Genomic DNA, 11,841 nt, shown 5'->3' with positions numbered 1-11,841 from the left:
GACCCCCAGAACCGCCCTTTCGTGCGCCGGCCTGGTGGCCGCGCGCACAACCGCCCCCGACGACCTCCGCACTCGGCTGCTCGGTGTCACCGACAGCTTGAGCCGACAGGGGCCTCCGCATCGGCCGGCCGACCCCGCCGGCCTGCGGCCTTCCGGTGGCGGTCCGGTCCGTCAGGCGAGCGGGTCGCCGGCCTTCTGAACGATCCTGGCGATCCAGGCCATGGCCTCGGGCACGTCGTAGTTCCCGGCGTGCGGCTGGTTCCAGGCGAGCCGGTAGTCCAGATCCTCGACCTGCTTGTCAGCGGCGAGCGCGCGGTCGAGATTGACCGAGACGGTGAAGGCGGTGTCGCGGTCGCGGGTGCCGTGGCGGACGTACCAGTTCGGCGCCGTGTCGGCCTTGGTGCCGATGAAGTCCATCGGGTTGATGAGGTGGATCTGGTCGTCGACGGTGGTGCTGTGCCGCGCGGTGTACTGCTTCCAGGTCAGCCCGGTGTCGTCCGCACCGCTGCCGTCGCCGGGCACGTCGTTGTGGTTCCAGCCGAACTCGGTGTAGTTGAGGTACGTCTGCGTCGGCGGGCCGAAGAGGTTGGTCTCGGTGCGGCTGGTGGTGTTCCCGTCGACGCCCACGGCGTCGAAGGCGGGGGTCGTCTTGAGGGCGGCCTGGGTGGCGACGAAGGCGAGGTACCTCGCCATGTCGACCGAGCGCACCGTGCGGGTGGCGGTGTCGACGTCGATCCAGTCGTTGACGTACGACGTGGTGGTACCGCCCGCCGTGATCTGGAAGGTGCCGCCCAGCGGCGGGACGGTGTGGGCGGGATCGGCCTTCAGGTAGGTCTCGGCGGAGCGGACGACCTCCTGCTGGATGGTGTCGAGCATGGTGGCGGCGGTGAGCCGGGAGCCGTCGGGGTTGCGCAGTCCGAGGCTCTTCTCGTACGCCGCGAACCGGGCCGCCATCTCCGCGGCTCCCTCGGGAGAGGGGTTCTGCCCGGTGGTGGCGCGGGTGCCGAGGACGTTGTACAGCCACTCGTAGGCGATGTCGGCGTTGCCGAGGTCGGTGATGGGGCAGTAGGCGTTGACGGCGAAGACGTCGTCGCGCAGGGTGCTGCGCCTCTCGGCGTCGACACCGGCGGCGCCGACCGCGGCGAGGTACGGGGCGTACTCGGCGCTGTTGCCGGAAGCGCCCAGGATGGACGCCAGTGCGCCGCCGCCGCTGGTGCCGTTGACGACGATCCGCTCCGCGCTGCCGGGCATCGCGGCGTCGTTCAGACGCAGGTAGCGCACGGCCGCCTTGGCGTCGGTGACGGCCGCGGGTGCCTTGCCGGGGGACGAGCCGTCGGCGCCGACCAGTCCGCGGCTGCGGCCGGCGACGTCGACGAAGACGTATCCCGCCTTCAGGGCGGCGCCGACGTTGCTCGTCGCACTGCGGTAGGAGGCGTCGGCGGTCACGCTCGCCCGTACGTAACTGGCCATCCAGCCGCTGTTGTTCACGGCGAAGTAGACGGGCGCCCGCTGGTCGCCGATGGCGCTCTCGGGGACGAACACGTTCATGCTCTGGTAGCCGCAAGCGGTGTTGGGGATGGTGGTGCTGCCCCCGGCGGGACCACCGGGCTGCTGTGCCGCGGCGGCGACGGGGTCCGCGACGTAGCAGATCTCCTTGTACCAGCGTACGGACAAGGGACGGCCGTCGACGGTGACGGTGATCGTCGTGTAGGCGGAGGAGTCGAAGGCGAGCGCCGCGTCCTGGGGGTCCGCGGCGTGGCCACGGCTCTGCGCGGGGGCGGCCGCCGCGACGGAGGCCGGTACGGCGACGGACGTGAGGACGAGGGCACCCGCGAGCGCCGCCCTGCTCAGGCGGCGTGTGCGGGGCGTGGGGCGGTCCGCCCGCACGCTCGGCGGGTGGGCGAGTGCGTCTCGTCCGCGGGACGTGGTGAACCTCTGCATGGGTCTCCCCTCATCGAGCACCAGGTGCTGCGCGGATGCCTCGGGGTCAAGGCGTGACGCACGCTATAAGATTGTTAACAATATGCCTAGCATTATCGCGGACATCATCGGGCGTCATGGTGGCGCAGCCACCGGGCCAGGTGCCGGTCCTGGTCGTCGGCGAGGGGGCGGCGATGCGGGCGGGGCGGCCGTCGGCGGTGGAGGGCACGACGAAGGCGCACGTCCTGGTGGTGGTCGGCCAGGTCGGCGCGCAGGATCGCCTCGGCGGGGCGGTCGGTGTCGGGGGTGCGCGGGGTGGCCGGAGGCAGGTCCTGAGCCCCATCGCCGGCAGCGGTACCCGCGCGGCCGGGATCAGGCTCCCTTCGGAACGGCGGCCGGGTCGGCGAGGATGTGTTCGCGTCCGGCGGCGAGCGCGCCGTGGAGGGCCGCCTCGTCACCGAGGTGCCCGGGCGTGACGGCAGGGGAAAAGGCCGGGAAGGCGCCCCGGCGCGCGGCGAGGCGGGCGTCGATGCCGGGCCTCAGCCAGGGGAGCCAGTCGGCGAGCCGGCCTCCGAGGACGACATGGTCGGGGTCGGCCACTCCGGCGAGCGACTGGAGTGCGGCGCCCAGGGCGTGCCCGGCGCGGTCCAGTGCGGCCAGAGCGACCGGCTCCCCCGCACGCAGGCGGTGATCGAGTTCGGTGAGGGCGGCACTGACGTGGTGAGGTGCGGTCGAACCGCCGAGGCCGGCCTCCTCCAGGACCGCGCGGGTGCTGACGTACGTGGTCAGGCAGCCGGTCGCGCCGCACCGGCAGACCGGTCCGTCGAGGGAGACCGGGATGTGGCCGAGCTCCCCCGCCAGGCCGTGGCTGCCGTGGAAGACGCGTCCGTCGACGATCAAGGCACCGGCCACTCCCGCGTCGGACTTCACGTACGCGACGGTGCCACCCCCTACGGCAAGGGCGTGGTACTCGGCCAAGGCCGCCGCCTTGGCGTCGTTGACCACGTCGACGGGGCACGGCGGTCCGGGCAGCCGGTCGGCCACGAGCCGGGCGAGGTGCGAGGCGCTGCGCGCAGGGCTCGGCGCGTCCTGATCCCTTTCGGTGACCGGTCCGGACAGGGCGATCACCAGACGGCCGTGATGGACTCCCGGCTCCGGGGGACCGACGGCGTCGACGGCGGAGGCGATGTCATCGGCCAGGACCTCCAACGGCCCGAACGGCCCTCCGGAATTCGGTAGTCGGCGTGGTCGGCCGGTCACACCGGCCAGGTCGGACGTCATCACCGTGCTGTACCCCCAGGCCACATGAACGGCTGTGGTCCGCACTCGCCCGGGCACGAGGCGCACCGGTCGGCGCGGACGGCCGCGGCCTGTCGAGGCGGCGGCGCCCGCTTCCGCCACCAGGCCGCGGTCGATCAGGTCGGCGACGAGCGCCGTCACCGAGGCGTGCACCAGGCCGGTGCCCGCCGCGACCTCGGTGCGTGCGCACGGGCCGTGCGCGGCGACGTAGCGCAGGACCAAGGAGAGGTTGGCCCGGCGCACGGCCGCGGAGTCGGTGGGAGCGGGGGTGTTCACGTCTCGATTGTGCCTGGTCGCCACAGCACTCCCGGTCTCACGGTCTTCTAATTTTTCAACCGTTGAAAATAAAAATCCGGAGTCGCACACTCCAAATGGCAGTCCCGACAGCCGGCGGGCATCCCGCCATGCAAGGAGATGATCGTGAAGCACAGGGCAGTGAACCGCAGGAGCGTCGTCATAGGACTCGGTGCGGCCGCGGGGGCCGCGGCCGTCGGCGGCATCACCCTGACCGCACAGGCGGAGAACACGGGTGGCACCGACAGCGCGGGGACCTCGGCCGACGGCTCCCTGGTTTTCGACAGGGACGACTTCACGAAGAAGACCGAGTCGATCGCCGACGCGTCCGGCACCGAGCACTCGGTGACGTACCGCTTCTACAAGGCCCGCGACTACGTCACGCATCCGAGCGACTCCGGCCACCAGAGCCTGGTCGTCAGCGTCCCGGTCACGATCGACGGCAAGGCGGTCGATGCCTCGAACGCCCCGATCGTGCTCGCCAACGCGGTAGGGGCGTACATGCCCTCCACGGTGGCCGACGCCACCGGCGTGGGCCAGGCCAAGCTGGAGATGACCGGCATGGGCGGCGGTACGGGTGATCCCATGCCCAGCGGCATGCCGTCGGGCGGCACGGGCGGCGGCATGGCCGGTGGCACGGGTGCCGTCAACGGCATGGTGAACCTCGCCAAGCTGGCCCTGGTCGCCGGTTACGTCGTGGTGGAGCCCGGCACCCGCGGCCGCAGCCTGACCGACTCCTCCGGCACCTACTACGGCACAGCCCCCGCGGTGATCGTCGACCTGAAGGCCGCCGTGCGTTACCTCCGCGCCAACAAGGGGCGCGTCCCGGGCAACGTCGAGCGGATCGTGTCCACCGGCACCAGCGCGGGCGGCGCCTCCTCGGCCCTGCTCGGCGCCTCCGGCGACAGCGAGATCTACGAGCCGTACCTCAGGCAGGCCGGCGCGGCCGACGCCTCCGACGCGATCTTCGCGACCGGCGCCTGGTGCCCGATCACGGACCTGGAGCACGCCGACGGCGCCTACGAGTGGAACTGGGGCACCCTGCCCACCCAGAGCACCGGCAAGACCGTCGACCAGAACGTGTCGAAGGAGCTGCGGTCGCAGTTCGCCGAGTATCAGGCGAGCCTGAACCTACGCGGCCTCAAGGGCTCCCGCTTCGGCAAGATCACCGCCCGCAACTACGCCGACTACCTCCTCGAACACTATCTGCGGCCGTCGGCGACGAAGTACCTCGCGGCCCTGCCGGCTTCCGAGCGCGAGACGTACCTGGCCGAGAACACGTTCATCACATGGCAGAACGACCGGGCCGTCTTCACATGGGAGGGCTACCTCGCGCACGTGGCCCGGCGCAAGAAGACGCAGCCGGCGTTCGACGCGTTCGACCTGTCCGCCGGCGAGAACAACGAGTTCGGCGAGGGCACCACCAAGGCCCGTCACTTCACCGCGTACAGCGCGAGGAACGACACCACCGGGCTCAGCGGCAAGCGGGTCGACAGCGACATCCCCGAGAAGCTGAAGCTGATGAACCCCATGTTCCACCTTCTCGAAGAGCGCAACCCGCACCGCTCCAGGCACTGGTGGATCCGGCTCGGCACCTCCGACACCGACACCGCGCTGACGGTCGCCGCGAACCTCGCCATGGCCGTGGACAACCTCGGTGACGAGGTCGACCACGCGTACTACTGGGACAAGGGCCACGCCACCAACGAGGACCCGGGTGACTTCTTCAAGTGGGTCGCCGAGGTGACGGGCCACAAGAGCTAGCCACCGACGTGCCGTCACCGCAGGACGGCGAGCCGGCGGTGCGGGCGGCAGCGCCCCCCCCGGCGGCCTGACCCTCGACGAAGGCCATCGGGCGCCGCCTGCCCCGTCCGCCGCGACGAGCCCCGCCCAAGAGTGAGAACAGAATCGTTGACAATTCTGTTGCCCTAGATTTAGCGTCGACAGGCACTCACTCAGGGAGGGCAGATGCCGAAGGAAGCCCGTCCAGGCTCCGGAGAGCAGGCCAAGCAGTACGCGCTGGAGCGGCTCAGGAAGGCGATCCTGCGGGGCGAGATGGCGCCGGCCCAGCGGCTGGTGGAGAACGAACTCGCCGAGAGCTACGGCGTCACGCGTGCCAGCATGCGTGCCGCACTGCTGGATCTGACCTCCGAGGGGCTGGTCGAGCGGATCCGCAACCGCGGTTCGCGGGTGCGGGTGGTGACGGTCGAGGAGGCCGTGGAGATCACGGAGTGCCGGCTGGCGCTCGAAGGGCTGTGCGCGGCCAAGGCGGCGACCGCGGCCACCGACGCGCAGCTCGACGAGCTGACCGGCCTGGGCAAGGCCATGTCCAAGGCGGTCGCCGACGGCGATCCGGTCACCTACTCCGAGCTCAACCAGGACCTCCACGGCCTGATCCGGGACGCCTCCGGCCAGCACACGGCCGTCGGTCTCCTGGAGCGGCTCAACGCCCAACTGGTGCGCCACCGTTTCCAGTTGGCGCTGCGGCCGGGACGTCCGCAGCAGTCCCTGAGCGAGCACCTGGCCCTGATCGAAGCGATCAGGGCCAGGGATCCGCAAGCGGCCGAGACGGCCGTGCGCGCCCACCTCAGCAGCGTGATCGACGCCCTGCGCGCCGACTGAAACGCACACCTGGGGCGGGTGCGGCACCTGTCACCAAGGAGATGCAGCATGACCCACGGCAACGGCGCACCCGTCACCGCACCGCCCCGATCGACCCTCGTCGTCACCGCGCACGCCGGTGACTTCGTGTGGCGGGCGGGCGGCGCCATCGCCCTGGCCGCCTCCCGGGGCGAGAAGGTCACCATCGCGTGCCTGACCTTCGGCGAGCGCGGCGAGTCGGCGAAGGCGTGGCGGGAGGGGAAGAAGCTCGACGAGATCAAGGCGATCCGCCGGGAGGAGGCCGAGCGCGCCGCCGCGACGCTCGGCGCCGAGGTCCGCTTCTTCGACGCCGGCGACTATCCGCTCGTCGCCACGGCCGAGCTGACCGACCGGCTCGTCGCCCTCTACCGGGAGACGCAGCCGGACGTCGTGCTCACGCACCCGGTCGAGGACCCGTACAACGGCGACCACCCGGCTGCCAACCGCATGGCTCTTCAGGCCCGTGTCCTCGCCCAGGCCATCGGCTATCCCGGCGAGGGCGGCATCATCGGCGCCCCGCCCGTCTTCTACTTCGAACCGCACCAGCCGGAGATGAGCGGCTTCAAGCCCGAGGTCCTCCTCGACATCACCGAGGTCTGGGACACCAAGCGCAAGGCCATGGAGTGCCTGGGCGCCCAGCAGCACCTGTGGGACTACTACACCGATCTCGCCGTACGCCGAGGGGTGCAGCTCAAGCGGAACGCCGGCCCGAACCTGGGTCTTGCCCACAGGACCATGGCCGAGGCGTACATGCGGCCCTACCCGCAGATCGCGAAGGAGCTCGCCTGATGCCCGGCGTCGTCGTCACCAACCCGCCCAAGGCCGCCCCGGAGGACGTCGCCGCGCTCGCCGGCCACGGGACAGCCACCGTCGGCGAGGCCATGGGCCGCACCGGCTTCCTCGGCACGCATCTGCGCCCCGTCCAGCAAGGCGTCCGCGTCGCCGGCACCGCCGTCACGGTGCTGTGCTGGCCCGGCGACAACCTCATGATCCACGCGGCGGTGGAGCAGTGCGGCGAGGGCGACCTCCTGGTCGTCACCACCACCTCGCCGTGCGCGGACGGACTGTTCGGCGAGTTGTTCGCCACGGCCCTCGCCCGTCGCGGGGTGCGTGGCGTCGTCCTGAACACCGGTGTCCGCGACACCGCCGAACTGCGCGCGATGGGCTTCCCCGCCTGGTCCGCCGCCGTCAGCCCGCAGGGCACGGTCAAGGCGACCGGCGGCAGCGTCAACGTACCGATCGTGATCGGCGGGCAGGTGATCCGCCCCGGTGACGTGATCGTCGCCGACGACGACGGCGTGGTGGTCGTCCCGCGTGAGCGCGCCCGCGACACCGCCGAGGCGTCCGAGGCCCGCGAGCGCAAGGAGGCCGCCGCCCGCGCCGCCTTCCTGGAGGGCGAACTGGGCCTGGACCGCTACGGACTGCGGGACAGGCTCAGGGAACTCGGCGTGGAGTACCGCACCTACGAGGAGGCCGGGTCGTGACCGGCCCCGCGGGGGTCCGCTGCATGCTGATGCGCGGCGGCACCTCCAAGGGCGCCTACTTCCTGGCGGACGACCTGCCGACCGAGGAGACCGTCCGCGACGAGCTGTTGCTGCGGGTCATGGGCAGCCCCGACCCGCGCCAGATCGACGGCCTCGGCGGCGCCCACCCCCTCACCAGCAAGGTCGCCGTGGTGTCCCCGTCGGCCGACCCCGAGGCCGATGTCGACTACCTCTTCCTCCAGGTCGCCGTGGACGAAGCGGTGGTCTCGGACCGCCAGAACTGCGGCAATCTGCTCGCCGGGGTCGGCCCGTTCGCGGTCGAGCGCGGACTCGTACCAGCGGGCAGCGGCGGGACATCCGTGCGCATCCGCATGGTGAACTCCGGTGACATCGCCACGGCGACGTTCCCCACCCCTGACGGCCGTGTCGACTACAACGGCGACACGGAGATCTCCGGTGTCCCCGGGAGCGCGGCCGCCGTGGTCGTCGAATTCCCCCCGCGCAAGGGGCCGTTGCTGCCCACGGGGAACGTGCGCGACACGGTCGCCGGCATCGACGTCACCTGCGTCGACAACGGCATGCCGACCGTCCTGATCCCGGCCGAGGCCCTCGGGGTCACCGGTCGGGAGGACCCCGAGGCCCTGGAGACCGACCGGGAACTGACCGCCCGGCTCCACGGCATCCGGCTGGAAGCCGGGAAGCTGATGGGACTCGGCGACGTCACCGCAACCACCGTCCCCAAACTCACCCTCCTTTCCCCGCCCCGCCACGGCGGCGCCGTCACCACCCGTACCTTCATCCCGGCCCGCGTCCACACCTCCATCGGCGTCCTCGGCGCCGCGAGCGTGGCGGCCGGGCTGCGGATCGAGGGAAGCGTCGCGCACGGCATCGCGGCCCTCCCCGAGGAGGGCGACCGGCTCCGCATCGAGCATCCCAGCGGATTCACGGACATCGAGAGCAGCATCGACCGCTCCCCCGAGGGCGGCCCGAGAGCCCGTCGCACCGCCGTCGTCCGCACCGCCCGCAAGATCTTCGACGGCACCGTCTTCCCCGTACCACCCACAGGAGGTCGCTCATGACCCCGCCCCTCGGCGACATCGCCCACATCGGCCACACCCAGCTCTTCACCCCGGACCTGGACGCCTCCGTCGCCTTCTTCACCGACTTCCTGGGCCTGACCGTCAACGGGCAGCACGGCGACACCGTCTACCTGCGGACCTTCGACGACTACGAGCACCACAGCCTCGTCCTCACCGCCCGCGAACAGCCCGGACTCGGCCGGCTCGCCCTGCGCACCTCCAGCGAGGAGGCGCTCCGGCGCCGGGTGGCGGCGATCGAGGCGGCCGGCGGCACGGGAAAGTGGACCGAGGACGAGCCCGGTCTCGGCCGGCTCTACGTCACCACCGACCCGGACGGCCACGAACACGCCCTGTACTGGGAGAGCGAGCACTACCAGGCCCCCGAGGAGCTGCGGCCGGCACTGAAGAACCAGCCGCAGGCCAAACCCAACCGCGGCGTCGGCGTCCGCCGCCTGGACCACATCAACTTCCTCGCCGCCGACGTCCTCGCCAACGCCGAGTGGCAGGAACAACTCCTCGGCGCCCGCCCCACCGAGCAGATCCGGCTCGACTCCGGCAGGATCGCGGCACGCTGGCTGACGTACACCGACAAGTCGTACGACGTCGTCTACACGTCCGACTGGACCGGCAGTGAGGGCCGTCTGCATCACATCGCGTTCGCCACCGACACCCGCGAGGACGTCCTGCGCGCCGCCGACCTCGCCATCGACACCGGTGTCTTCATCGAGACCGGGCCGCACAAGCACGCCATCCAGCAGACGTTCTTCCTCTACGTCTACGAACCCGGCGGCAACCGCATCGAACTCTGCAACCCCCTCACCCGTCTCGTCCTCGCCCCCGACTGGCCGCTCATCACCTGGACCGAGGAGGAGCGCAAGAGGGGCCAGGCATGGGGCCTGAAGACCATCGAGTCCTTCCACACGCACGGCACACCGCCCGTGCGGCCCTGATGTGACCTTGTCCCTTCAGGCCCCGGGGAACGGCCGTCCGTACCCCGGGGCCAAATCGTCACCGAAATTGTCAACAAAAGCGTTGACCTGACGGCCATGGCTTCTTAACGTCTACGCCACAGCGAGTTCGAGGCTCCCCGCGCGGAGTCCGCAGCTCGGGGGCGCGCTCCGTCCGTCCTCCCCACCGGCCGCGCGAGCCGCACCGGCCCCATCGCCCTTGCAGCCAGGACCAGAGCCCCGTCCTGGCGTCCCGCACGAGAGGAAACAACGATGTCCTCCTCCGCCACCTCCCCGCTCGCCCAGGCGACCGGGACAGCGACCCGCCGCAGTCGCACCGCCGTCATCGCCCTGTGCTGGGGGCTCGTCCTCCTCGACGGCATCGACACGTTCATCTACGGCTCCGTGCTGCCGAAGATGCTCGGCGGCCACAGCCTCGGCCTGACCCCCGACACGGCCGGCACGATCGGCAGTTACGCCAACTTCGGGATGCTGCTCGGCACGATCCTGTCCGGCATGGCCTCGAACTGGATCGGCCGCCGCGTCACCGTCTTCGTCAGCGTCGTGATCTTCACCCTCGCCACGCTGGGCACCGGCTGGTCCCAGTCCTCGGGCCAGTTCGGCTTCTTCCGCTTCGTGTGCGGTTTCGGCCTCGGGGCACTGCTGCCGATCGCGATCTCGTACGGCATGGAGTTCACCTCGCGCGGCCGCCGCGCCCTCGCCACCGGCATCATCATGACCGCCCACCAGACCGGCGGTGCCCTGGCCCCGCTGATCGCCCTCTGGCTGGTCGACGACCACGGCTGGCGAACGGCCTTCATCGCCTCCGCGCTGCCCGCCCTGATCCTGCTCCCGGTCGCCGTCAAGCTGCTGCCCGAGTCGCCCGCCAACCTGCTCACCCGCGGCCGCCACGCCGACGCCGAGCGGCTCGCCGCCGCCTACGGCACCGAACTGGCCGAACCGAAGGCCCACCGCGGGGACAAGCTGGACGCACTCAAGAACCTCTTCCGCAACCGCCAGTGGTCCACCACCCTGTGCTTCTGGCTGACCTCCTTCGCGGGCCTGCTCCTGGTCTACGGCGTCGGCCAGTGGCTGCCGAAGATCATGGTCGACCTGGGTTACGACACCGGCGACTCACTGCTCTTCTCGACGTTCCTGAACGTCGGCGGCATCTGCGGCATGCTCGTCGCCGGCCGCACCGCCGACCGCATCGGCCCGCGCAAGGTCGTCATCGCCTGGTTCCTGCTGACCGCCGTCTTCGTCTACCTCATGGGCGTCCAGATGCCGGTCGGCGTCCTGTACGCGGTGGTCTTCCTCGCCGGGCTGCTGCTCTTCTCCGGCCAGACCATGGTCTACGCGACGGTCGGCACCCACCACGACGACGAGGACCGCCCCACCGCCCTCGGCTGGGTCTCCGGCATGGGCCGCTTCGGCGCCATCTTCGGCCCGTGGATCGGCGGCGCCCTCCTCGAGGCGGGCAACGCCGACATCGGCTTCGCCATGTACGCCTGCGCCGCACTCTTCGGCGCGCTCATGATGACCGCGGCCGCCCTCACCATCAAGTCGCGGACGACCGCGACGGTCTGACCGCGAGCAGCCTCCGCAGCCGCTCGGCCGGTATCCCCCGACCGAGCGTGTTGCGTGGGCGGCCGTCGCTTTCGCCCCGGCCGAGGTCACCGTGTGTCGTGTCCTCCAACGCATCGGCAGGGACGCGCTGGACACAGTTGCCGGAAGTCGGCTCGCCGTGGACGGCAAGGCCGTGCGCGGTGCCCGCCGCACCGACGGCGCTCGGGTCCCTCCGCTCGCCGCGATGACGGGGACCGGCCTGGTCATCGCCCAGCGCGGTTCGTCGAGTACCGGTAGTCCTTGCTCTAGGCTGCGATGCCGCCGTCGCGGGTGGGAACGTGTGTGCCGTCGACACAACGTCGGGTTCGTGCGCCAGTACACAGCGACCAGCAACACCCGGTCCCCCAGCGGCAACCGCCACGGCCGGCCCCGCTGGACGTCACCACCGCGCCGACGCACCAGCGCCACGAGCCGGTAGAACCGCACCGGACTCAGCCTGACGAACGGCTCGATCCACTGAGCATGAGCATCACCGAGCAGGGCAGGCCCGAGCCGGCCCGCGCTGAGCACACAGCGGATTCAGGGCACGCAGGCCCTAGTTCCGCCTTGCGC

General features: G+C 71.2%; 9 protein-coding genes and 1 pseudogene. 7 read left to right on the top strand and 3 right to left on the bottom strand.

Annotated features, from left to right (window positions below; translation table 11 throughout):
• Window positions 1-171: 171 nt before the first annotated feature.
• Window positions 172-1,941, bottom strand: a complete 1,770-nt coding sequence (locus IE316_RS12360; RefSeq protein ID WP_190204300.1) for a subtype B tannase — start codon at window positions 1,939-1,941, stop codon at window positions 172-174.
• Window positions 1,942-2,292: 351 nt separating this feature from the next.
• Window positions 2,293-3,495, bottom strand: a complete 1,203-nt coding sequence (locus tag IE316_RS12355; RefSeq protein ID WP_190204299.1) for an ROK family transcriptional regulator — start codon at window positions 3,493-3,495, stop codon at window positions 2,293-2,295.
• Between the two features lie 138 nt (window positions 3,496-3,633).
• Here IE316_RS12355 and IE316_RS12350 point away from each other — a divergent pair, with 138 nt between their 5' ends.
• The 7 genes from IE316_RS12350 to IE316_RS12320 all read left to right on the top strand — a co-directional run bounded on the left by IE316_RS12350 (window position 3,634) and on the right by IE316_RS12320 (window position 11,250).
• Window positions 3,634-5,277: a subtype B tannase gene (locus tag IE316_RS12350; protein WP_190204298.1), complete on the top strand. Its 1,644-nt coding sequence runs from the start codon at window positions 3,634-3,636 to the stop codon at window positions 5,275-5,277.
• A 204-nt stretch (window positions 5,278-5,481) separates the two neighbouring features.
• Window positions 5,482-6,135, top strand: coding sequence for a GntR family transcriptional regulator (locus IE316_RS12345; RefSeq protein WP_190204297.1), 654 nt, complete (start codon window positions 5,482-5,484; stop codon window positions 6,133-6,135).
• 48 nt (window positions 6,136-6,183) lie between these two features.
• Window positions 6,184-6,942 (top strand): PIG-L deacetylase family protein, encoded by a 759-nt coding sequence (locus IE316_RS12340; RefSeq protein WP_190204296.1) that lies wholly within the window; start codon window positions 6,184-6,186, stop codon window positions 6,940-6,942.
• On the top strand, window positions 6,942-7,637 hold the full coding sequence (locus IE316_RS12335) for a 4-carboxy-4-hydroxy-2-oxoadipate aldolase/oxaloacetate decarboxylase (protein WP_190204295.1): 696 nt from the start codon (window positions 6,942-6,944) through the stop codon (window positions 7,635-7,637). Before IE316_RS12340 ends, IE316_RS12335 begins: the two co-directional genes overlap by 1 nt.
• Window positions 7,634-8,716, top strand: coding sequence for a 4-oxalomesaconate tautomerase (locus IE316_RS12330; protein ID WP_229910360.1), 1,083 nt, complete (start codon window positions 7,634-7,636; stop codon window positions 8,714-8,716). Before IE316_RS12335 ends, IE316_RS12330 begins: the two co-directional genes overlap by 4 nt.
• Window positions 8,713-9,666 (top strand): catechol 2,3-dioxygenase, encoded by a 954-nt coding sequence (locus IE316_RS12325; protein WP_190204294.1) that lies wholly within the window; start codon window positions 8,713-8,715, stop codon window positions 9,664-9,666. The genes IE316_RS12330 and IE316_RS12325 overlap by 4 nt, the downstream gene beginning before the upstream one ends.
• Window positions 9,667-9,936: 270 nt before the next feature.
• Window positions 9,937-11,250, top strand: a complete 1,314-nt coding sequence (locus IE316_RS12320) for an MFS transporter (RefSeq protein WP_190204293.1) — start codon at window positions 9,937-9,939, stop codon at window positions 11,248-11,250.
• Between the two features lie 333 nt (window positions 11,251-11,583).
• Here IE316_RS12320 and IE316_RS12315 read toward each other — a convergent pair.
• Window positions 11,584-11,769: pseudogene (locus IE316_RS12315) on the bottom strand (helix-turn-helix domain-containing protein); the annotation flags it as partial.
• Window positions 11,770-11,841: the final 72 nt, after the last annotated feature.

This window comes from Streptomyces fumanus (assembly GCF_014655295.1).
In the GTDB taxonomy this organism is placed as follows: Bacteria; Actinomycetota; Actinomycetes; order Streptomycetales; family Streptomycetaceae; genus Streptomyces; species Streptomyces fumanus.
This window is presented reverse-complemented; position numbering and strand designations above follow the sequence as displayed.